Below are 19,656 nucleotides of genomic sequence, written 5' to 3' on the forward strand. Positions count from 1 at the left end.
TCGTGTGGGCATTCGCCGAGGACAGGGCCAGCTTCCAGCCCAGCAACGCGGCCACTGAGCGTGCGCCGGTGGCCCCGCACAGCTCGTCGCGCTCGATCTCGGCGGCGATCTCCACAATGCGCCCATCAATGGCATTGCGCTGACCCGCTAACTCCGCCAACTCCTCGAACAACACCCCCAGACGGTCCGGCGGGCGCGATTCAACGACGCTCGGCGAGGCGGTCAACGACATAACGACATCATCGCGACCACCACCGACAAATCCCGGCCGCCCGACCCCGCCGAGATGGTCCGCATCGCGTCCTTATCCACAGTCACGGGTTTGTCCACAGACTCTGCCGACTATCGGCCGCCGCGGTTGGTTCGCTGGCAGTAGCGGCGCGCTATCGCTTGGTGCCGGCTTTGGCCGCCTCGGCCTGCCTCTTCATCTGGCCGAACATCTCGACGTAATAGGGCAGGCACTCGTCCAACGCCTTCTCGGTGGTGAACAGCGGCTGGTAGCCCAGGTCGCGAGACGCCTTGGCAACCGAGAAGAAGTTGTCCAGGTACAGCCGCTCGACGGCCAACGGCTCCAGGAGTGGCGCGGGAATTCCGAACCGGAAGTGCATCCGCTGCCAGCCGGTCATCGCCGCGCGGACGACGGGGCCGTTGACCCGAATTCGCGGCCAAGGCTGCCCGCACGCTTCCACGACCGGCCGGGCGAACTCAAACATGTTGATCGGGTCGTCGTCGTTGATGAAGTACGCCTGACCGGGCGCGGTGCCGCCGGGTACCAGATGCTGAGCGGCCAGAATGAAGCCGTGAATCAGGTTGTGCACGTAGGAGTTATCCAGCCGGGCCGACTTGCGACCGATCAGCACCTTGACGTGGCCGGCGATCACGCTCTCAAACAGCTTGCGGAACATCGTCTGGTCGCCGCGGCCCCAGATGCCACTGGGTCGGATCGCGCAGGTGAGCATGCCGTCAACGCCGTTCTGGGACAACACGAATCGCTCCGCGACGACCTTGGTCTCGGTGTACAGGTCGTTGAATCGCGTGGTGTAGGGCAGGGTTTCGTCGCCGCCGACGATGGGCTGGCCGCCCATCACGACGCTGTTGGACGACGTGTAGACGAACCGCTGCACGCCCGCGGCACGCCCCGCTTCCACCAAGTTCTGGGTGCCGCCGACGTTGATCGCAAAGCTGCGCTGACGGTACTCGTCGGTCACCGACGCGCCGCCCATCAGCTCGATGATCGCCGCAGTGTGGAATACCGTGTCTATGCCGTCGACGGCCTGCGCGCAGACGTCCTTGTCGGTGATGTCGCCCTGCAGCACTTCCAGGTGCGAATGCGGAGGAAGTGGCGACGGCGCGCGGTCGAAGGAACGCACCGAGTATCCGCGGTCGAGCAAGGTGGTCACCAGGTTGGCGCCGACAAACCCGGAGCCGCCGGTGACCAGGACGCGGCCGAGTTCGGTTGTCAGTGAAGGATCACCCATGCCGGACAGGATAACTGAAACACGTTACAGTTTTGCACAATTCAGCCAAGTCGCTTTGCATAGACGGTTCCATCTACGTCTCGTCGCTCTGCCCGGACGCCAGCGCATCCTCCACTCGCTTGCGAGCGCCAGCTAAGTGTTCTTCGCATCGTTTAGCCAGCTGCTCGCCTCTTTCCCACAGCTTTAGCGACGCATCGAGGTCAAGCCCGCCCTGCTCGAGAAGGCGCACGACTTCGATCAGCTCGTCGCGGCAAGATTCATAGCCGAGTTGACTAATGGGCGTAACCAATTCGGCCTCCGCCTGGTCCACACCGTCGCCTTTGTCATTGACCATCGGTCAGTCCCTCACTCACCGCCGCTACGGCGCCGTCGGAAACGCGCACCCGCAACCGGGTACCGGCCGGCGCCTCGTCGACCGAGCGCAGCACGTGCATGGCGTCGGGGGAGCCGTCCACCGGAACGGCCTGCACCACCGCGTACCCGCGGGCCAGAGTCGCTGCCGGGCCCAGCGTGGCCAGCCGGGCGGACAGGTGGCCGACGCGATCGGATTCGGCGGCGACCAACCGGGTGATGTCGCGGCGTACCGCCGAGCGGGCGCGGTGGATCTCCTCGGTGCGAGCGGTCAACGCCGCCAGCGGCTCGGCCAGCACCGGGCGGCTGCGCAACTGAGCCAGCGCCCGCTGTTCGCGCGACACCCAATTGCGCAGTGCCTGGGCGCTGCGCCGGCGCAGGTCGGCAATCCCGCGCTGCTCCGCGGCGGTGTCCGGGACCACCCGCTTGGCCGCGTCGGTCGGGGTGGCCGCACGCAGATCGGCGACCAGGTCGCAGAGCGGGTTGTCGGGCTCATGGCCGACGGCGCTGATCACCGGCGTACGGCAGGCCGCGATCGCGCGGCACAGAGTCTCGTCGGAGAACGGCAGCAGGTCCTCGACGCTGCCGCCGCCGCGGGCCAGCACGATCACGTCGACTTCGGCGTGCCGATCGAGCTCGAGCAGCGCCTCGACGATCTGCGCGACCGCGTTGGGCCCCTGCACGGTGGTGTTGCGCACCGCGAAACGCACTGCGGGCCAGCGCGCTGCGGCCACCGTCGTCACGTCGCGCTCGGCGGCACTGGCTCGGCCGGTTATCAACCCGATCATGTTCGGCAGGAAAGGGATTGGGCGTTTGAGTCTCGGGTCGAACAGGCCCTCGGCGTCCAGTAGCCGGCGCAACCGTTCGATGCGGGCCAGTAGCTCGCCGACGCCGACGGCGCGAATCTCGTTCAGCCGCAACGAGAATGTGCCACGCCCCGTGTAGAACGAGGGCTTGCCGCAGACCACCACCTGGGTGCCCTCGGCCAACTTCACCGGTGCGTTGAGTACCAGGTCCCGCGGACACGTCACGGTCAGCGACATGTCGGCGGCCGGGTCACGCAGCACCATGAACACCGTCTTGGAATCGGCCCGAATGTTGATCTGGGCCAATTGTCCTTCAACCCACACGGTTCCGAGCTTGTCGATCCAGCCCGCAACCCGGATCGCGACGGCGCGAACCGGGAACGGGTTCTCGGCCGAGTTCGCCTCCGAATTCGCCGGCCGGGTCACTTCGCGGACGCGCGGGTGATCCTGTTGGCCAGCAACGTCTGAAACGGTGCCCGGGCCTTGGTGGCCTGCTCGTAGGCCAGCAGGGCTTCGAGGTCGTCCACGCTCAACGACTGCACCCGGGCCCGCAGCTGGGCCAGTGTCAGCGCCTGATAGTCGAGTTCGGCCGCCACCGACGGCGCCGGAACTTCTGTGGCGGCCGTTGACTTCTTCGCCTGCCCGGTGGGCTTGACCAGCGCGCTGGCGTCTTCGTGCGCCTCGGCCACCGAGTACAGCGCGAAGCGCCCCTCGGCCCGGCGATCGCCGCCGGCGCCGTCGGGCAATTCGGCGAAACTTCCGCCCGAGTTGTCCAAGGCGACGTCGGTGTCCTCGTCGAACGTTGCCCATTCCGGGTTTTCGTCTTTGGGAGGAAATATGGATTCCAGGGTGGAATCACCCTTGATCACCAGCTCCGCGAGATTCTGCTGAAAACGCATCACGATGTGAGCGACCTCACTGGCCAACGTCATCGGGTACATCAGGATGGTCTTCGGCAGTCTGATGGTCTCTTCGACGGCGACTGTCGCCGCGCCGACCAGTAGCCGAACTCCATACGGTGCAGAAGCCATGAGTCCAAGATTGCCTTAAGCAACGGCTAACTCCAAGCCCAGCGCCGCGCGCTGGCGACCCCGTGTCGGCGGAACGTACCCTGGAGCACATGCCTCCGACTGTCGACATGGGGATTCCCGGTGCGTCCAGCTCGGTAGCCGCCGATCCGGCCCGGAAGCGCGTGCTGTTGGCCGAGCCCCGTGGCTACTGCGCGGGTGTGGATCGGGCCGTCGAAACGGTCGAGCGTGCGTTGCAGAAGCACGGTGCCCCGGTCTATGTCCGCCACGAGATCGTGCACAACCGCCACGTCGTCGACACCCTGGAGAAGGCCGGCGCGGTGTTCGTCGAGGAGACCGATGAGGTCCCCGAGGGCGCCATCGTGGTGTTCTCCGCCCACGGGGTGGCGCCGACCGTGCACGCCGCGGCCGCCGCACGCAACCTGCACACCATCGACGCCACCTGCCCCTTGGTTACCAAGGTGCACAATGAGGCCCGGCGCTTCGCCCGCAACGACTACGACATTCTGCTGATCGGCCATGAGGGCCACGAGGAAGTCATCGGCACCGCCGGCGAGGCGCCCGACCATGTGCAGCTGGTCGACGGGGTGGCGTCGGTCGACAACGTGACGATCCGCGACGAGAACAAGGTGGTGTGGCTGTCGCAGACCACGCTGTCGGTGGACGAGACCATGGAGATCGTCGAGCGGTTGCGGCAACGCTTTCCGAAGCTGCAGGATCCGCCCAGCGACGACATTTGCTACGCGACCCAGAACCGTCAGGTCGCGGTCAAGGCGATGGCGCCGGAATGCGAGCTGGTGATCGTCGTCGGGTCCCGCAATTCGTCGAACTCGGTGCGGCTGGTGGAAGTGGCGCTCGGCGGCGGAGCGACGGCCGCTTACCTGGTCGACTGGGCCGACGACATCGACCCGGCCTGGCTGGCGGGCGTCACGACGGTGGGGGTCACCTCCGGAGCGTCGGTTCCCGAGGTGCTGGTGCGCGGCGTGCTGGAGCGCCTCGCCGAATCCGGCTTTGACATGGTGCAACCGGTGACGACGGCGCAGGAGACGCTGGTCTTCGCACTACCCCGCGAGATCCGCTCGATGCTCTGACTTTCCCGCTCACGGGACGGGCCTTAGGCGTCGTACTCCCAGGATTCGGCCGGGGGACGCTCCTGGGGACGACCATTCGCCCGTGACCGACTGCGGCGATCCCCGCGCCGTTCGTCCGACGGACCCGACCCGCGGTAACGGACCTGCGAGATCGGGTGGTGTGACGGGTTTGAGCCATTCGTCCCGCTCGCCGCGGCGTGACGGCGCCGGGGCTCCGAGGCGGGTTGATAGGACTCGTACGGCTCGTAGGACGGGTAGCGGCGCAACGGCTCCGACGGTTCGTACCTGTCGTAGTCCTCGTAGCGACCGCCGCGCGGAGCCGGGCGCTCGTAGGGATTGCGGCGGCTGCGCGGGTCCCGACGGCCTTCCCGTTGCGCTTCGCCGCGCTGGTCAAGATCGTCCGGTCGCGGACGGCGCCGCGCGGACCGGCGCGGCGAGTCGGCGGGGTCGTAGTCGCGCGGCGGGGTCTGGCGCCGCCGGCGGGGTCGCTCGGCTGCCGGGTCGTACTCTTCCTCCGCCGACGGGCGGGCATGCCGGGACCGGCTTCGGGCCGAACTTGCCGCGGACCGGCCGCTGCGCTCCGTGCGGCCGCTTCTGGCCGAGGTTTTCGTGGAGCGGCGCTCCGCATCGACGGGTTCTTCTTCGGGGGCCTCGTCGTCCGACGACGCGACGCCCAGCAGCGAGTTCAGTTTCGCGCTGATGGCCCGCAGGAAGGGCGACTTCTCGGCGACGGTCGCGGTCGCGGTGTCTTCAGTCGCGTCGCCCGCGGCCGGCCGCCGCGACATCCCCAGGTACCAGCGGATCAGTCCGATCAGCAAGACGCCACCGGCGGCGCCCAGCATCAAGGGGAAACGCTCGATGAGCGGATAGCCGCAGTTGATCAGCAGGTCTTTGAGGCTGCCGATTTTGCCGCCGTGGAACAGCCAGTAGGCGCCCGGTACCGCGCAGAAAAGGATCAGCGGCGGCTGGATGACCGCGGTGAACAAGCCTTCCTGGCGCACGGCCAGCACGGCCAGCACACAGCCCGCTATATAGAGGCACGCGAAGATGCCGGTCAGCTCCTTGTGACCGAATCCGGAGTCGATGCCATACCCGATGGCAGTCGCGGTAACGGCGATGAGCAGGGCTATCCACGACGGCACTCCCGGAATGCCCGGGTAGATCGAGCGATGGGCAGCTTCTACTGCCGAGGTTCCCCGCTGCGCTGACACATGTAGACCGTACCGGCAATGAGCGAAAACGCCCGTAAATACCTTGTTAGGGATGCCGGGCGTGCCACGGGCGTCGCGCACGCTGGACCCAATTGGCCGGCGGACGTCGAGTGTGGGCTGTAAGCACGGGAAACGCCGTGGATTCCTACATAAGCCCCACACTCACCGGCTCGAAACACGGCAGCTAGTCGAGTGAGCGCGGCGCGGAGCCCTAAACTTGGTTCCCCGTGAGCCTGAGCCTGGGAATCGTGGGCCTGCCCAATGTGGGCAAGTCGACACTGTTTAATGCCCTGACCCGCAACAACGTGGTCGCGGCCAACTACCCTTTCGCGACGATCGAACCGAACGAGGGCGTGGTGGCGCTGCCCGATCCGCGCCTGGACAAGCTGGCCGAGATGTTCGATTCCGAGAAGATCGTGCCGGCGCCCGTGACGTTCGTCGACATCGCGGGAATCGTGAAGGGTGCGTCCGAGGGTGCCGGGCTCGGGAACAAGTTCCTGGCCAACATTCGCGAATGCGACGCGATTTGCCAGGTGGTGCGGGTGTTCGCCGACGACGATGTCGTGCACGTCGACGGCAAGGTCGATCCGAGCTCCGACATCGAGGTGATCGAGACCGAGCTGATCCTCGCCGACATGCAGACCTTGGAGAAGGCCGTTCCGCGGCTGGAGAAGGAAGCCCGAAGCAACAAGGAGCGCAAGCCCGTGCACGAGGCGGCCGTCGCCGCCGAGGCCGTGCTGGACTCGGGCAAGACGCTGTTTGCGGCCGGTGTTGACGTGTCAGCGCTGCGCGAGCTGAACCTGATGACCACCAAGCCATTTCTGTACGTGTTCAACGCCGACGAGTCGATGCTCACCGACGAGGACCGCAAGGCCGAGTTGCGCGCGATGGTCGCACCTGCCGACGCGGTGTTCCTCGACGCGAAGATCGAGGCCGAGCTCCAGGAGCTCGACGACGAGTCGGCCGCTGAGTTGCTGGAGTCCATCGGGCAGACCGAGCGCGGACTAGATGCGTTGGCGCGAGCCGGGTTTCACACTCTGAAGCTGCAGACCTACCTGACGGCCGGTCCAAAAGAGGCGCGAGCGTGGGTGATTCATCAGGGCGATACCGCGCCCAAGGCGGCTGGGGTGATCCACACCGACTTCGAGAAGGGCTTCATCAAAGCCGAAATCGTGTCCTACGACGACTTGATCGAGGCTGGGTCGATGGCGGCGGCCAAGGCGGCCGGCAAGGTCCGGATGGAGGGCAAGGACTACGTGATGGCCGACGGCGACGTGGTCGAATTCCGGTTCAACGTCTAGATCGCGGGTCTCACGACCTCCTGCATCCCCGATGAAGGTGCGGCCGTTCGATCAACGGCTTGACCCTCCCGTAACGGGAGGGCCCACGCTGGTGTTGTACGGCAATTCGACGTCACAATGCCAAGGAGGAAGCAATGACCACACAACTCGCACTGGACCCCGTGATCACGGCGCACATCGCGGCGATCAACAGCTTCGACGTGGACGCCATCATGGAGACATTCGCCGAAGATGCACTCGTCAACGACTTCTCGCGGGAGTTCTGGGGCCGTGACCACATCCGCGCGTTCATCGCCAAGGAGTTTGTCGGCGACCGCGTCACGGTGGAACCCGTCGGGATCGTCGACAACGCCGGGATGTTGTGCGTTCGGTGCCGCTACGACGGTGACTATGACAAGACCGGATTACCCGATCCGTTGATCATGACCAACTACTTCCGGCTGCGCGACGGCAAGATTGTCAGCCTCTTCGTCATCAAGAACACAGAACCACAGTATTGACCTGACCAGGGGGCCGCTTCCTGCCGGGGAGCGGCCCCTGACCCGGAGCCGCAATGAGTACCACGATTTCCGTTGGGCAGTTCGCGACGATGACCCATCTCAGTGTCAAGACGCTGCACCATTACCACCACGTCGGACTACTCGAGCCGGTACACGTCGATAGCGAGACCGGCTACCGCTACTACTCCCTTGATCAACTGCCGACCGCTCAACTGATCCGACGACTACGGGACTTACGGATGCCGGTCGCCGACGTCCGAGACGTTCTGGTCGCTCAGGACGCCGGCGAACGCGAATCCTTGATCGCAACCCATATCGATCGTCTCGAAGCCGAGCTGGCACAGACGAAGGCCGCGGTCACTTCGCTTCGTGCTCTGCTGAACAACGCGGCGAGTCCGCTGCCGGTGTACCGGCGCACCGAGTCGACTATCCCGGCGATCGCCATCACCGCCGTTGTCGATCCCATCGACATCGAAAAGTGGTGGCGCGCAGCCCTATCCGATGTTCGCCGGGCTGTGCGGACTGGTCGGTTCGATCAAACCGGGCCTGCCGGCGGGATGTACGACGAGAGCCTGTTTCGACATGAACCAGGCCAGGCGACCGTGTTTGTCCCCGTCGCCGCACCGCGACGACTGGGGCTCGTCGAACCCATCGTCGTGCCCGCCGCTGAGGTTGCCGTGACGGTTCATCACGGTGCAATCGCCGACATCGACCTCGCCTACGCCGAGCTTGGCAGCTACATAGCCGGCCAGGGCCTCGCCGTCGGACCGCGCATCCGGGAGTATTACCACTGCGATCATTCGCACACGCCGGACCAGACCAAATGGAGAACCGAAGTCGCGTGGCCCATCACCGATGTCCTCTCGCCCAGAGCATGAACTCTCCCGCGGAGAGCCTCGTCGCAACGTTGTGACGTTGTTCGGCAGCGGCATTCGGTCGAATTCCGGTTCAACGTCTAGCCGAGTTCCGGTTCCAAGACTTGTCGGGGGGCGCACCTAGCATCGGCTCGCCGAGCCCATCCGCCGACTATTCAGTGCGCCCCCGAGGAGAGGTCCCGATGAGACTGGTTTCGATCCGCGTCATCACTGCCGATGTCAAACGGCTGGTCGCCTTCTACGAGGTGGTCACCGGCGTCACCGCCGTCTGGGGTAACGAACTCTTCGCGGAGATTCCGACACCCGTCGCGGCGCTGGCCATTGGCAGCGACAAGACCGTTCCCCTGTTTGGGCAGGGATCTGCTGAGCCGGCGGCCAACCGAAGCGCAATCGTCGAGTTCATCGTGGACGACGTCGACGCCGAATACGAGCGACTTCGCGAGCAGCTCTCCGACGTGGTCACCGAGCCGACGACGATGCCATGGGGAAACCGCGCGCTGTTGTTCAGGGACCCCGACGGCAATCTCGTGAACCTGTTCACCCCGGTGACTGACGCGGCACGCGCCAAGTTCGGGGTGTGACGCCGACCGCAGACGTGGTGGTGTTCCGCTTCACCATCTCAATTGATGATCTCGCCGCGCTCGTCCGCCCGGATCGCGGCCAATCGGTCGTGCCATGCCTGCAGTGCTTCGGGAGACAGCCGTGTCCAATCGTCGACTACTGCGATAACCCGAAGCGGTTCGCGGGTGCGATAGGAGCGGGTTGGATTGCCGGGGAACTTTTTGTCGGTGACGTTCGGATCGTTCTCGAACTCACCGGTCGGTTCGACGAGATACACCCGCGGCGTGCCGTCGCCGGCCGCGAGCTCGGCTGCCAGCCCGGCACCGTCGCGCAGGGCGGTGAAATAGACGTGGTTCATGATGATTTCCGGCCGGTAGTTGGAACGAAAGCCCGCGGTGAGCAGGTCTCCAACCCTGAGTTCAGCCTTTGTTCCGTGATAAAACGGGCCTGAGTCCAGCACCGCATCCATCGCCTCAGGCTAAGGGATCTAACGAAGGTGAGCCCTTTTGAGGCCCATCGACTCTAGAGCGGTGCGCGTTGAGCGGCTACCTGTTGAAGGTACCCAGTTCAGACGTCACTGCTTCCAGAAGAGGAGGGCCGAGATGGTCGAGCCCGCCATTCGCACGGCCGCTGAACGCGAGAATGTCGCATCCGAGCGAGAACGAATTGCCTTTGAGCGTGAGGGCATTGCCGCGGAACGCGAACACCTGGCGTTTGAGCGCGAGCAGGTGGCGCAGACCCGAGAGCTGCTGGCCCTGAGCAGAGAGAAACTGACTGAGGGTGTGGAACGCTTGGCGGCCTTTTTGGAGGCACGTGATCGCGTGGCTGATCGTCGGCAGGCGGTGGCCGATGAGCGCGAACGGATCGCAAACGAGCGTGAGGCGCTCGCGGATGAACGAGAGCGTCTTGCAGACGAACGAGAGGTCTCCGCGGGCCTTCGCGAACTGTCCCAAGAGGGCGGTGTTCGCGGTGTTCGCAACCACACGAAAAGGGCGGAGCAAATGGCTGAACGCCAGCGTGCCGCCGCGCTGCGCGAGGAAGCCGAAGTGGAGCGCGAGCGGGCCGCCAGCGAGCGCGAGCTGGCGAAGTTGGCCGTGGAAAGAGAACTCCAGCGGTCCGCCGAAGCTCGGGTCGAATCCGACGAGTGAAGAGTGCGCTGTCGGTACCCACGCCGATCGGCTAGTCCCGTGGAATGGGGGCGAACACTAGCGGTGCGGCCGCGGGCCGACCATCCTTAGGAGATGTCGACGGACAAGCATGCGAGACCGTGGATTCGGCTGCTGGCGGGTGGCGCTCTGACCTTGTCGGCTTTCGGATTGGCGGACGGCGGCGCCCAAGCGGCCCCCGCGCCCGCGCCCAGCAACCACTGGTGCCCTGGTCAACAATGGGATCCGGCCTGGGGCACCAACTATCACTGGGACTGGAATCAGTGCCACGATTGGCAAGGTCCGGCGCCGGCCGGTTGGGGACCCTGGGGTCCCCCGCCGCCGTGGGCGCCGCCCGCTCCGCCGCCACCGGCGTGGGCGCCTCAGGCCCACCTGATGTGGAACCCGACCACCGGTGTGTGGGGCTTCTTCAACAACGGAATATGGACGCCGGTCTAGCGGATTTGTTGGGGAGCCATGATGCGGTGGCGAGGGGTCCATCATGTCGAGTTCGCGGTACTGGACTATGACGACTCGATCGCGTTCTACGACGCATTGTTCGGCTGGCTTGGCTACAGCAGCTTCTCGACGCTGAACATGGAGTACCAGTCGACCTACTACATGACGCGTAATACCAACCCGCACAGCTACATTGGTATCCAGCCGGCCCGTACCGGCGCAAAGCTGACGCACGGCGAGCAAGCGGTCGGTATCAACCACATTGCGTTGTGGGCCCGCAGCAGGAAAGAGGTCGACCGTTTTCACCGTGACTTCTTGCGCACGCGCGATGTGCACGTCACCGACGAACCCAAGGAATACCCGCAGTACTGGCCGGGCTACTACGCGGTGTTCTTCGACGATCCGATCAACGGTATCCATTGGGAACTGGCCTGGCTGCCGAAAGTCCCTACGCCTGGCCAAGTTTGGTCGTTCTATCGCGCGATTCGTTGCTTCGCCAAGAGCCGGGCGGATCTGGCGAGAACGGTGCCCGCAGTGTTGTGGCAGGCGAGACGAACGCTGCCAGGCCGATGAGTAGAGTCGCCCCATGGCGCTGCGCTATGTCGACCCGAGTGTGGAGTACGGCCGCTGGTATCGAGTGTTGGAACGCTTCGGGCGCTCGCGAGCCGGTGGCTTCATGGCGCGACATCTGTTCTGGCACATCGACCCGTGGCTGTATCGCGCAACCCGTGGCCGTTACCCGGCCATCCTGGGCGGGATCTCCGCAGCGCCGTTGATCAGCACGGGCGCCAAGTCGGGTCAGCCGCGTGAGCACCAACTCGCGTACTTTCACGACGGTTCTGACGCGATCGTGGTCGCCTCGTATCTGGGGGAACCACGGAATCCGGCGTGGTTTTACAACCTGAAGGCGCATCCCGGATGCCGGTTCGGCGACCAGGACTTCGTCGCGGTGGAGGTCACCGATCCCGACGACTACGAGCGCCTGTATGCGCTTGCCGAGCATGTCTGCGTCAACTACGCCGATTACCGCATCAAGGCCGCCGCTCTCGGGCGACGGATTCCGGTCTTCCGCCTCAAGCCCGTCGAGGCGGCAGCGCTAGGGTGAGCTGCGCTCCGCGATGGCGGCACCGAGACACCCGACGAGCTGGAGCGCCGGGCCTCGACTCTGGACGAGCGGCAAAGTGGGCTGGCCGGGCGTGAGCAAAAGCGGCTGCAGCGCGTCGATGAAAGCGAAAAGGGCCGGGACCGCGAGTAAACATGTTTCGCGAAATATGCATTCTCGTGACTTATTTGCTGTAGATGCGGTGTAGGCCATTATTTAATTGACACGTGACGCGCGCCACAAATTTTGGCTTGCTAACTAGCTTGTTGCTAGTGTCCCTCCGCATGATTGTTCTTGCATCGTTGATGTCGCTGATCAATCAGGTATCAGGGACGCCCTATATTGTGGGTGGAGATTCTCCTGCGGGTACCGATTGTTCGGGGCTGGTCTCGTGGGTTGTCAATGCCGCAACCGACAGACCGGTTTACGGAAACCGATTTAACACTGGAAATGAAGAAGCCGCGCTATTGGCACGGGGTTTTCAATATGGAACGGCGCCCAACGCGTTGGTCGTCGGCTGGAACGGTGGCCACACGGCTGTGACCCTGCCGGACGGCACGCCGGTGTCCAGCGGCGAGCGGGGCGGGGTGCACGTTGGTGGGGCCGGCGCTTACCAGCCCGGATTCACCCATCACATGTTCCTGCCGATGCCTGCGGACGATGACGGCGCTCCCGTGGGGCTGCCCGGTCTGCCGCCTGGACCGCCGGACGCGCCGCCTCCGCCGGACGCGCCGCCTCCGCCGCCCGGCGCGCCGCCCGTATTGGTTGGCGCTGTTGCACCCGATATGCCGCCTCCGCCGGCTCCGGAATTGCCTCCTCCCGGCGATCCCGGAATTCCAAGTCGATAAAGGATTGCATCGTGCGTGCGTTATCTATTTGCAGAATCAGCTTGCGAACGTGGATCTCGCTGATCGCATTAGGCGCATGGCATAAGCGGGCCATCAGTGAAGTAATCGATAACATCCCATCGCTGTGGGCTGCGTCACACCTGGCTCGGGGTCGGAGTAAATGCGATTAGCGCATATCAATGCAAAGTCCGCCTAGAAGTCGATTAAGACATCTAGGCGGACTTTGCTATTGCGGCGGAGAGTGGCGGCGGCCACGTCGACAGCGAGCACTCCAAGCAGGTGAGTTGCCGCGGGCCCGGAAGCCCACGCCCATCAGTCAGATGGCAGGCTGGTCGGAGATGGGGGAGATGGCGGTCGGCTAGCCGAGAGCCACTTCGATTTCTTCGCCCAGCGCGAATCCCGGCGCCAGCGGCAGTGTGTCGCCACTCCAGAACGAGCCCGGGTCAAAGTAATTCGAGTACTTCTGGGTGTTGAGCAATCCCATCTCCTCGTACGTGATCGCCACCGTCTCGGCGCAGTACGCCGTTTCCAGGCCCATGCGCTGACGTTCCTTGCGTCGCTGCGTCGACTCCTGAACCTTTTTGTCTACGAAGGGGATCCCCTTCATCCAGTCGTAGGCGGTCGGTAGCCGGCCCCGAAACCACCGGCCGGTCAGGCGCGCGGTGGTCGGAAACGCGGTGCCGTCCATCCGCGCGATCACGCGCAGCAGCTTGTCCTCTTGTTCGCGGGTGGGGTGCGGCGTCAGCTGGCGCAGCCAGCACCGTTGGTGGTAGCGCTCACTCCACTGCAGGACGGCCTGGTGCAGATCGTTGAGCTGCACACCGCGGTGGTTCGTCGCGGTCCACAGGTCGACGAGCTTGTCACCCAGTTCGGCATGCCAGATCAGCGGCGGCAGGTCGTCGATGGCCACGGTCATGCCGACGTGGTTCACCGGACTGTTCGTCAGGGTCTGAATGGCACGATCGGGTCTCGAACCGCCGCGGAACAACCAGAGGTCGCCGGTCCGGGTCTCGTTCAGCGCTTGCTGCAGCGTCAGCATGTAAGTCCGCTCATCGCTTGGGGTTTCGCTTACTTCTTCGGAAATGCTTCACGCGCGAGCTTGCGCGCCGTGGCTGCCGCGGGATATCCCGGGTCGCCGCTGCGGTGACGACGGCGACCTTGTCGCGAAGGGTGTCCATAGCGGTAATAGCGTGTCAAGTATGCGCAGCATTTGGAAGTGGATCGGCCTGGCCGGCGTCGCCGGTGTCGTTGCCGGGGGTGCGCTGGTGGTGCGCGATCAACGCAAACGCCGCGCCTACACCCCCGACGAGATTCGCTCCCGGCTGCATCAGCGGCTGGCCGAGTCCGATACTCAGGGTGAGGGCTCCACGGCGAACAATCGGTAACTGCCCGAAAATCCCTTCAGCTCGACGTCGCGGCCCTCGTCGAAGCAGATGTCGTCACAGTCGCGCAGCGCGTCTCGCACCGACTGGCTCACCAGGATCTCGCCCCCGACGGCTTGCGCCGCGACCCGTGCCGCCATCGCGACGTTGCGTCCGAACAGGTCGTCGCCGCGGCGCACCGAGCGGCCCATGTGAATACCGATTCGCACGCGAATCTCCTGGTGCCGCTTGCGTTTTGCGTCCCGGCGCAGCTCTTGTTGAAGTTCGATGCCACAACGCACCGCCTGTTCGGCGCGGGCGAAGGCGATCATGAAGCCGTCGCCCTGGCTCTTGACCACATGACCGCAGTGGCGCTTCACCAACCCGGAGACGAGCTTGTCGTGCGAGCTGATCAGCTTGACCCAGGCGCGGTCGCCGATCCGCTCGTTGAGAGCGGTGGATTCCTCGATGTCGGAGAACAGAATCACCACCCGCCCGTCGGGAGTGACCCGGGCGAGATCGGGCCGCTCGACCTCGGCCCAGTCGGCGAGGTCTTCGATGTTGCTGCGTACCGCCGCGCCAAAGCCCTCCTTGCGCATCACGTTGGCGGTGTTCCACATCGTCTTGACGGCCTCGCGACCACCGGATATCAGCCAATTACGGGCGTCGGCACGTTGCCTTAACTCCTCGGCTTCCTCCCGGCTACGCACCAGCAACCTGAACATCACACCAAGTGCGCAGGCTTCGATCACGGCAACTCCGGCTAGGACGTAGACCGCGATGTGCAGTGCATCACCCACGTCACGCATCCTTGCAAAGCGTGCGATGGCTTCCGGTTGTCGGCCCTATCAGCAGTGTCTAGGGTTGAGTGCGATCACCCCCGGGTAGTGAATCTCAAGTGAACCGATCCGGTGACTTTTGGGAGGTTCGATCTTGGCCGACGACGGTGGTGATTCGTCCAACCTGCTGGTGATCTTTGGAATTACCGGCGATCTGGCCCGCAAGATGACCTTTCGGGCGCTGTATCGGCTTGAGCGTCGCAACCTGCTGGACTGCCCCATCCTGGGGGTGGCGAGCGACGACATCAGTGTCGAGGAACTCGTCGAGCGAGCGCGCGGGGCGATCAACGACGCCGGGGAGAAGATCGACGACGAAGTGTTCGATCGACTGGCGAATCGCTTGGACTACATCCACGGCGACGTCACCGAGCGCGATCTCTACCACCGGCTCGCCGAGATGATCGGTTCGGACTACCGCCCGCTGTACTACCTCGAGATGCCGCCCGCGTTGTTCGCGCCGATCGTCGAGAACCTCGCCCGGGAGGGACTGGTCGCGCGCGCGCGCGTCGCGGTGGAAAAGCCGTTCGGCCACGACCTCGAGTCGGCGCGCGAACTCAACGAGCGTCTGCACGCGGTGCTGGAGGAAGAGCAGATCCTGCGGGTGGACCACTTCTTGGGCAAGCAGCCCGTGGTGGAACTCGAATGTCTGCGGTTCGCCAATCAGGCGCTGGCCGCGCTGTGGGACCGCGAGAGCGTCTCGGAGATTCAGATCACGATGGCCGAGAACTTCGGCGTCGAGGACCGGGGCAGGTTCTACGACGCGGTCGGCACGCTGCGCGACGTGGTGCAGAACCATCTGCTGCAGGTCCTCGCGATGGTGGCGATGGAGCCGCCGGTCGGCGGTAGTGCCGACGACCTCAACGACAAGAAGTCCGAGGTGTTCCGCGCGATGCCGGCGCTGGATCCCGACCACTGCATCCGCGGTCAGTATCAGGGCTATACCGATGTCCCTGGGGTGGCGAAGGATTCGCAGACCGAGACCTTCGTCGCGCTGCGGACCGAGATCGACAACTGGCGCTGGTCCGGAGTGCCGATCTTCCTGCGGGCCGGCAAGTCACTGCCGGAGAAGGTCACCGAGGTGCGGCTGTTTCTGCGCCGCGTCCCGCAGCTGGCCTTCCTCCCGCACCGCCGCGCGGCCGAGCCCAACCAGATCGTGCTGCGCATCGACCCCGCACCCGGCATGCGCATGCAGCTGTCCGCCCAAGTTCACGACGAATGGCACGACGTCCACCTGGACTCGCTGTTCGCCACCGACCTGGGTGAAGCCGAGGGACCCTACGAATTGCTGCTGCACGCCGCGCTGACCGGCGATCGCACGCTGTTCGCGCGGGAAGACAGCATTGAACAGACGTGGCGCATCGTCCAGCCACTGCTCGACAAACCGGGCGAGATTCACCCCTACGAGCCCGGGTCCTGGGGACCCGAGGCCGCGCAGTCGCTCGTCCGCGGTCACCGCCATTGGCAAGACCCGTGGTTCCCTCCAAAAACGCAGTCGGGACAGTAAGGAGACCAGAAATGCAGCTCGGAATGATCGGCCTGGGCCGGATGGGCGCCAACATCATCCGTCGTGTCGTCGACGGCGGCCACGAGGGCGTCGTCTACGACTACGACAAGGAAGTCGTCAAGACGCTGGCCAACGAGAAGGGGATGACCGCGGCGTTCTCGGTCGCGGAGCTGGCCGAGAAGATGACCGCCCCCCGCGTCGTCTGGGTCATGGTGCCCGCGGGCAACATCACCACGTCGGTGATCGAGGAGCTGGCCGACACTCTCGAGTCCGGAGATATCGTGATCGACGGCGGTAACTCCTACTACCGCGATGACCTTAAGCACTCAAAGCTGTTGGCCGAGAAAGGGATTCACCTCATCGATTGCGGCACCAGCGGAGGAGTCTGGGGCCGGGAGCGTGGTTACTGTCTGATGATCGGCGGTGACGACTACGCCTTCGAGCACGCCGAGCCGCTCTTCAAGACCATCGCGCCCGGTGTCGACGCGGCGCCACGCACGCCGGGCCGCGACGGCGAGGTCGCCCAACCGGAGAAGGGCTACCTGCACTGTGGTCCCTCCGGCGCCGGGCACTTCGTCAAGATGGTGCACAACGGCATCGAGTACGGGATGATGGCCTCGCTCGCCGAGGGGCTCAACATTCTCCGCAATGCGGATATCGGCACGCGTGTCGAAAAGGGCGATGCCGAAACCGCGCCGCTGTCCAATCCCGAGTGCTACCAGTACGACTTCGACATCGCCGACATCGCCGAGGTGTGGCGCCGGGGCAGCGTCGTCGGCTCCTGGCTGTTGGATCTGACCGCGATCGCGCTGCACGAATCGCCCACGCTGTCGGAATTCTCCGGACGGGTCTCCGATTCCGGGGAGGGCCGCTGGACCGCGATCGCGGCTATCGACGAGGGGGTGCCCGCGCCGGTGCTCACCACCGCGTTGCAGTCCCGCTTCGCGTCACGCAGCCTCGACGACTTCGCCAACAAGGCGCTGTCGGCGATGCGCAAGCAGTTCGGCGGGCACGCGGAGAAACCGGGAGTGGGCGGCTGACGCGGCGACCGCGACGGCGGCTGACTAGTCCGTCAGCCGCTTGACGAACTCCACCACTACGTCGCTGAAGGCGTCATTGTCGTCGCCGGCCGCGGTGTGCCCGGCGTCGGACAACTCGACGAAATCCGCACGCGGAACCGTCGCCAGGAAATGCTGCACGCCTTCGGGGCTGACGACGTCGGAGAGCTTGCCCCGAATCAACAGGACCGGAATCTCGAGATCGGCCGCGGCCTGCTCGAAGTGCTCGGTGCGCAGCTCCGGGTCGTCCCCGGGCGCGGTCATGAACGCCGGATCCCAATGCCAGTACCAGCGTCCGTCGCGCAGCCGCAGGTTCTTCTTCAGGCCTTCGGGGCTGCGCGGCTTTTCCCGATACGGCAGATAGGCGGAGACCGCGTCGGCCGCCTCCTCGAGGGATCCGAAACCGTGCAGGTTGGTCAGCATGAAATCTCGAATGCGCGCGCTGCCGGTCTTCTCGTACCGCGGCACCACGTCGACCAGCACCAATCCGGTCACCTTCGCCGGTCCCGCGCTGTCGGCGACCAGGATGCCGGTCAGTCCACCCATGCTGGCGCCGATCAGCACCACCGGGCGGCCGATGGCGTCGAGGACGCGCAAGACGTCGGCCATCAGCGTTTCGATCGCGTAGTCCGCGCCGGGCGCCCGGTCGCTGTCGCCGTGTCCGCGGCTGTCCAGCGCCACGACGTGGTAGCCCTCGTCGGCCAGATACTGGCCGGTGTTCTTCCACGAGAACCGGTTCTGGCCGCCGCCGTGCAGCATCAGGATGGACGGTCGGCCCGCGAGCGCGGGGTCCCGGTTCCATTCGTCGGCAACGAGGCCGATATCGCCTGCACCTGCGAATTTGACCGTCTGGGGACTGCTGCTCACGGTGCTCATCGATCTGACGTTACATAGTCCGCCGATGATTTCTGCCGATTGGTGGGGTCTATCCATGCGGCGACCGAAGCCGGTAGCCCGACAAAGGAGGAGACACCCATGCCATCGATCACGCCCTCGCTGTGGTTCGACCACAACATGGAGGAGGCGGCGACGTTCTACATCTCGGTGTTCCCGAACTCTCGAATCGAGGAATTCAACCGGAGCACCGACGCTGGCCCCGGCGAGCCCGGCTCGGTGCTGTCGGGCACTTTTGTGCTGGACGGCACCCGGTTCATCGGGATCAACGGCGGACCGCACTTCACCTTCAGCGAGGCGGTGTCCTTCACGATCGAGTGCAAGGACCAGAACGAGGTCGACTACTACTGGGAACGGTTGACCGACGGCGGCGAGGAATCGCAGTGCGGTTGGTGCAAGGACCGCTTCGGCCTCAGTTGGCAGGTCGTCCCGAATCGGCTTTACGAGTTGGTGAGCCATCCCGATCCGGCCCGTGCGACGGCCGCGACCCAGGCGATGTATGGCATGCGCAAGATCATCGTCGCCGATCTCGAGCGCGCGGCGGCCGAGGCATCCGGTCAAGCGTCCGAGCCTCACTCTCGTTAACCGCAAATTCCGTTGTCGTTTCAATAGATTCGATCGATGGGTTTGCCGCCGACGAGTCAACACAGTCACGAGATTGCCCGACGTATGGGGACTTCCGTCCCTACCGCTCGCCACACCGACGAGGGATGGTGGAAGAAATTCAACGGCAGACCAAAGCCCAAGGAGGAATCATGACCAATCTGCCCGCACATCCCGAGCAACCCCATTCGTGGCTGCCGGACTGGTCCGAGTTCTGGTCGGATCTGCGCAACGGTGTGCCGTCGGCCTTGCGTCGTGGCAACCTGATCCGGCTCGAGGATGAGACACAAGATGGTCATTACCTACTGCGTGCCGAACTTCCCGGCATTGATCCGGTCAAGGACGTCGACATCACGGTGCGCGACGGGCAGTTGACCATCAAGGCGCAGCGCAGCGAGAAAAATCAGTCCAACGGCCGCTCGGAGTTCTCCTACGGCTCTTTCATGCGGTCGATAACCCTGCCGGCCGGCGCGGACGAAGACGACATCAAGGCCAGCTACGACAAGGGCATCTTGACGGTGGACGTGGCCCTGCCCGAACAGACTGCGGCTACCGAGAAGCACATCGCGGTACAACCTGCAGGCTGACCCCGGTGGTCCGAGCGTCAGCCGCACGTCTTGGCGCGCGGTGACCTTTGACCC

At 64.9% G+C, this 19,656-nt stretch carries 25 protein-coding genes and 1 pseudogene; 16 read left to right on the forward strand and 10 right to left on the reverse strand.

Going from position 1 to position 19,656, the window contains the following annotated elements:
- From AC5Y5O_RS18760 to AC5Y5O_RS18780, 5 genes are all read right to left on the reverse strand, one after another.
- On the reverse strand, positions 1 to 232 hold a 232-nt coding region (locus AC5Y5O_RS18760; protein WP_500026634.1), incomplete at its 3' end, for a DUF222 domain-containing protein.
- 151 nt (positions 233 to 383) lie between these two features.
- The gene (locus tag AC5Y5O_RS18765; RefSeq protein ID WP_096289777.1) at positions 384 to 1,490 is read right to left on the reverse strand and encodes a 3-beta-hydroxysteroid dehydrogenase; all 1,107 of its coding nucleotides are present in this window, start codon (positions 1,488 to 1,490) and stop codon (positions 384 to 386) included.
- Between the two features lie 61 nt (positions 1,491 to 1,551).
- On the reverse strand, positions 1,552 to 1,812 hold the full coding sequence (locus AC5Y5O_RS18770) for an exodeoxyribonuclease VII small subunit (RefSeq protein ID WP_096289776.1): 261 nt from the start codon (positions 1,810 to 1,812) through the stop codon (positions 1,552 to 1,554).
- On the reverse strand, positions 1,802 to 3,061 hold the full coding sequence (gene xseA / locus AC5Y5O_RS18775) for an exodeoxyribonuclease VII large subunit (RefSeq protein ID WP_096289775.1): 1,260 nt from the start codon (positions 3,059 to 3,061) through the stop codon (positions 1,802 to 1,804). The genes AC5Y5O_RS18770 and xseA overlap by 11 nt, the downstream gene beginning before the upstream one ends.
- A complete protein-coding gene (locus tag AC5Y5O_RS18780) occupies positions 3,058 to 3,666 on the reverse strand; it encodes a lipid droplet-associated protein (RefSeq protein ID WP_096289774.1) in 609 nt (202 codons plus the stop codon). The genes xseA and AC5Y5O_RS18780 overlap by 4 nt, the downstream gene beginning before the upstream one ends.
- Positions 3,667 to 3,755: 89 nt before the next feature.
- On the opposite strand from AC5Y5O_RS18780, the gene AC5Y5O_RS18785 reads away from it, so the two are divergent.
- Entirely contained in the window at positions 3,756 to 4,754 is a 999-nt protein-coding gene (locus AC5Y5O_RS18785) for a 4-hydroxy-3-methylbut-2-enyl diphosphate reductase (protein WP_096289773.1), read from the forward strand.
- 23 nt (positions 4,755 to 4,777) lie between these two features.
- On the opposite strand, the gene AC5Y5O_RS18790 is transcribed toward AC5Y5O_RS18785, so the two are convergent.
- Complete coding sequence (locus AC5Y5O_RS18790; RefSeq protein WP_500026639.1) at positions 4,778 to 5,965, reverse strand: DUF6542 domain-containing protein; 1,188 nt, start codon at positions 5,963 to 5,965, stop codon at positions 4,778 to 4,780.
- 227 nt (positions 5,966 to 6,192) lie between these two features.
- Between AC5Y5O_RS18790 and ychF the strand changes: the two genes are divergently transcribed.
- The 4 genes from ychF (at position 6,193) to AC5Y5O_RS18810 (ending at position 9,222) form a co-directional block, all read left to right on the forward strand.
- Positions 6,193 to 7,266, forward strand: a complete 1,074-nt coding sequence (gene ychF, locus AC5Y5O_RS18795) for a redox-regulated ATPase YchF (protein WP_500026640.1) — start codon at positions 6,193 to 6,195, stop codon at positions 7,264 to 7,266.
- Positions 7,267 to 7,400: 134 nt separating this feature from the next.
- Complete coding sequence (locus AC5Y5O_RS18800; protein ID WP_096289770.1) at positions 7,401 to 7,766, forward strand: nuclear transport factor 2 family protein; 366 nt, start codon at positions 7,401 to 7,403, stop codon at positions 7,764 to 7,766.
- Positions 7,767 to 7,819: 53 nt separating this feature from the next.
- A complete protein-coding gene (locus tag AC5Y5O_RS18805; protein ID WP_096289769.1) occupies positions 7,820 to 8,644 on the forward strand; it encodes a MerR family transcriptional regulator in 825 nt (274 codons plus the stop codon).
- 179 nt (positions 8,645 to 8,823) lie between these two features.
- On the forward strand, positions 8,824 to 9,222 hold the full coding sequence (locus AC5Y5O_RS18810) for a VOC family protein (RefSeq protein ID WP_096289768.1): 399 nt from the start codon (positions 8,824 to 8,826) through the stop codon (positions 9,220 to 9,222).
- A 38-nt stretch (positions 9,223 to 9,260) separates the two neighbouring features.
- On the opposite strand, the gene arr is transcribed toward AC5Y5O_RS18810, so the two are convergent.
- On the reverse strand, positions 9,261 to 9,671 hold the full coding sequence (arr, locus tag AC5Y5O_RS18815) for an NAD(+)--rifampin ADP-ribosyltransferase (RefSeq protein ID WP_096289767.1): 411 nt from the start codon (positions 9,669 to 9,671) through the stop codon (positions 9,261 to 9,263).
- A 133-nt stretch (positions 9,672 to 9,804) separates the two neighbouring features.
- On the opposite strand from arr, the pseudogene AC5Y5O_RS18820 reads away from it, so the two are divergent.
- The 6 genes and pseudogenes from AC5Y5O_RS18820 to AC5Y5O_RS18845 form a co-directional block, all read left to right on the forward strand.
- Positions 9,805 to 10,095 (forward strand): annotated as a pseudogene (locus tag AC5Y5O_RS18820) (hypothetical protein); the annotation flags it as partial.
- 108 nt (positions 10,096 to 10,203) lie between these two features.
- Positions 10,204 to 10,350 (forward strand): hypothetical protein, encoded by a 147-nt coding sequence (locus tag AC5Y5O_RS18825; protein ID WP_165796466.1) that lies wholly within the window; start codon positions 10,204 to 10,206, stop codon positions 10,348 to 10,350.
- A gap of 93 nt (positions 10,351 to 10,443) precedes the next feature.
- Positions 10,444 to 10,806 (forward strand): Mtp family mycobacterial-type pilin, encoded by a 363-nt coding sequence (locus AC5Y5O_RS18830; RefSeq protein ID WP_096289765.1) that lies wholly within the window; start codon positions 10,444 to 10,446, stop codon positions 10,804 to 10,806.
- Between the two features lie 21 nt (positions 10,807 to 10,827).
- Complete coding sequence (locus tag AC5Y5O_RS18835; protein WP_096291327.1) at positions 10,828 to 11,379, forward strand: VOC family protein; 552 nt, start codon at positions 10,828 to 10,830, stop codon at positions 11,377 to 11,379.
- A gap of 13 nt (positions 11,380 to 11,392) precedes the next feature.
- A complete protein-coding gene (locus AC5Y5O_RS18840) occupies positions 11,393 to 11,911 on the forward strand; it encodes a nitroreductase/quinone reductase family protein (protein ID WP_500026641.1) in 519 nt (172 codons plus the stop codon).
- Between the two features lie 224 nt (positions 11,912 to 12,135).
- Positions 12,136 to 12,756 carry a peptidoglycan endopeptidase gene (locus tag AC5Y5O_RS18845; RefSeq protein WP_500026642.1) on the forward strand — a complete coding sequence of 207 codons (621 nt, stop codon included), beginning with the start codon at positions 12,136 to 12,138 and terminating at the stop codon, positions 12,754 to 12,756.
- Between the two features lie 358 nt (positions 12,757 to 13,114).
- Here the strand turns inward: AC5Y5O_RS18845 and AC5Y5O_RS18850 are convergent, their stop codons facing one another.
- Positions 13,115 to 13,795 carry a guanylate cyclase gene (locus AC5Y5O_RS18850; RefSeq protein WP_096289762.1) on the reverse strand — a complete coding sequence of 227 codons (681 nt, stop codon included), beginning with the start codon at positions 13,793 to 13,795 and terminating at the stop codon, positions 13,115 to 13,117.
- A 160-nt stretch (positions 13,796 to 13,955) separates the two neighbouring features.
- On the opposite strand from AC5Y5O_RS18850, the gene AC5Y5O_RS18855 reads away from it, so the two are divergent.
- Positions 13,956 to 14,141, forward strand: coding sequence for a hypothetical protein (locus AC5Y5O_RS18855; protein WP_096289761.1), 186 nt, complete (start codon positions 13,956 to 13,958; stop codon positions 14,139 to 14,141).
- Here the strand turns inward: AC5Y5O_RS18855 and AC5Y5O_RS18860 are convergent.
- On the reverse strand, positions 14,108 to 14,926 hold the full coding sequence (locus tag AC5Y5O_RS18860; RefSeq protein ID WP_500026643.1) for an adenylate/guanylate cyclase domain-containing protein: 819 nt from the start codon (positions 14,924 to 14,926) through the stop codon (positions 14,108 to 14,110). The two genes, AC5Y5O_RS18855 and AC5Y5O_RS18860, sit on opposite strands and share 34 nt — an antisense overlap.
- Before the next feature lie 124 nt (positions 14,927 to 15,050).
- Between AC5Y5O_RS18860 and AC5Y5O_RS18865 the strand changes: the two genes are divergently transcribed.
- A complete protein-coding gene (locus tag AC5Y5O_RS18865) occupies positions 15,051 to 16,460 on the forward strand; it encodes a glucose-6-phosphate dehydrogenase (RefSeq protein WP_096289759.1) in 1,410 nt (469 codons plus the stop codon).
- 11 nt (positions 16,461 to 16,471) lie between these two features.
- Positions 16,472 to 17,500 carry a phosphogluconate dehydrogenase (NAD(+)-dependent, decarboxylating) gene (gnd, locus tag AC5Y5O_RS18870; RefSeq protein WP_096289758.1) on the forward strand — a complete coding sequence of 343 codons (1,029 nt, stop codon included), beginning with the start codon at positions 16,472 to 16,474 and terminating at the stop codon, positions 17,498 to 17,500.
- A 24-nt stretch (positions 17,501 to 17,524) separates the two neighbouring features.
- Here the strand turns inward: gnd and AC5Y5O_RS18875 are convergent, their stop codons facing one another.
- Complete coding sequence (locus AC5Y5O_RS18875; protein WP_500026644.1) at positions 17,525 to 18,394, reverse strand: alpha/beta fold hydrolase; 870 nt, start codon at positions 18,392 to 18,394, stop codon at positions 17,525 to 17,527.
- Between the two features lie 99 nt (positions 18,395 to 18,493).
- Between AC5Y5O_RS18875 and AC5Y5O_RS18880 the strand changes: the two genes are divergently transcribed.
- Together AC5Y5O_RS18880 and AC5Y5O_RS18885 are read left to right on the forward strand one after the other, a co-directional pair.
- On the forward strand, positions 18,494 to 18,997 hold the full coding sequence (locus AC5Y5O_RS18880; RefSeq protein WP_096289756.1) for a VOC family protein: 504 nt from the start codon (positions 18,494 to 18,496) through the stop codon (positions 18,995 to 18,997).
- 170 nt (positions 18,998 to 19,167) lie between these two features.
- Positions 19,168 to 19,602 (forward strand): Hsp20/alpha crystallin family protein, encoded by a 435-nt coding sequence (locus AC5Y5O_RS18885; RefSeq protein WP_096291326.1) that lies wholly within the window; start codon positions 19,168 to 19,170, stop codon positions 19,600 to 19,602.
- Positions 19,603 to 19,656 lie beyond the last annotated feature (54 nt).

The organism is Mycobacterium sp. NGS40 (assembly GCF_059812735.1).

Bases quoted from the DNA above. Each gene is read 5' to 3' on its own strand.
- AC5Y5O_RS18860 (WP_500026643.1), bottom strand. From the start codon at position 14,926: ATGCGTGACGTGGGTGATGCACTGCACATCGCGGTCTACGTCCTAGCC.
- AC5Y5O_RS18785 (WP_096289773.1), top strand. From the start codon at position 3,756: ATGCCTCCGACTGTCGACATGGGGATTCCCGGTGCGTCCAGCTCGGTA.
- AC5Y5O_RS18825 (WP_165796466.1), top strand. From the start codon at position 10,204: ATGGCTGAACGCCAGCGTGCCGCCGCGCTGCGCGAGGAAGCCGAAGTG.
- AC5Y5O_RS18880 (WP_096289756.1), top strand. From the start codon at position 18,494: ATGCCATCGATCACGCCCTCGCTGTGGTTCGACCACAACATGGAGGAG.
- AC5Y5O_RS18800 (WP_096289770.1), top strand. From the start codon at position 7,401: ATGACCACACAACTCGCACTGGACCCCGTGATCACGGCGCACATCGCG.
- AC5Y5O_RS18835 (WP_096291327.1), top strand. From the start codon at position 10,828: ATGCGGTGGCGAGGGGTCCATCATGTCGAGTTCGCGGTACTGGACTAT.
- AC5Y5O_RS18875 (WP_500026644.1), bottom strand. From the start codon at position 18,394: ATGAGCACCGTGAGCAGCAGTCCCCAGACGGTCAAATTCGCAGGTGCA.
- AC5Y5O_RS18850 (WP_096289762.1), bottom strand. From the start codon at position 13,795: ATGCTGACGCTGCAGCAAGCGCTGAACGAGACCCGGACCGGCGACCTC.
- arr (WP_096289767.1), bottom strand. From the start codon at position 9,671: ATGGATGCGGTGCTGGACTCAGGCCCGTTTTATCACGGAACAAAGGCT.
- gnd (WP_096289758.1), top strand. From the start codon at position 16,472: ATGCAGCTCGGAATGATCGGCCTGGGCCGGATGGGCGCCAACATCATC.
- AC5Y5O_RS18855 (WP_096289761.1), top strand. From the start codon at position 13,956: ATGCGCAGCATTTGGAAGTGGATCGGCCTGGCCGGCGTCGCCGGTGTC.
- AC5Y5O_RS18830 (WP_096289765.1), top strand. From the start codon at position 10,444: ATGTCGACGGACAAGCATGCGAGACCGTGGATTCGGCTGCTGGCGGGT.
- AC5Y5O_RS18780 (WP_096289774.1), bottom strand. From the start codon at position 3,666: ATGGCTTCTGCACCGTATGGAGTTCGGCTACTGGTCGGCGCGGCGACA.
- AC5Y5O_RS18770 (WP_096289776.1), bottom strand. From the start codon at position 1,812: ATGGTCAATGACAAAGGCGACGGTGTGGACCAGGCGGAGGCCGAATTG.
- AC5Y5O_RS18885 (WP_096291326.1), top strand. From the start codon at position 19,168: ATGACCAATCTGCCCGCACATCCCGAGCAACCCCATTCGTGGCTGCCG.
- AC5Y5O_RS18810 (WP_096289768.1), top strand. From the start codon at position 8,824: ATGAGACTGGTTTCGATCCGCGTCATCACTGCCGATGTCAAACGGCTG.
- AC5Y5O_RS18805 (WP_096289769.1), top strand. From the start codon at position 7,820: ATGAGTACCACGATTTCCGTTGGGCAGTTCGCGACGATGACCCATCTC.
- AC5Y5O_RS18840 (WP_500026641.1), top strand. From the start codon at position 11,393: ATGGCGCTGCGCTATGTCGACCCGAGTGTGGAGTACGGCCGCTGGTAT.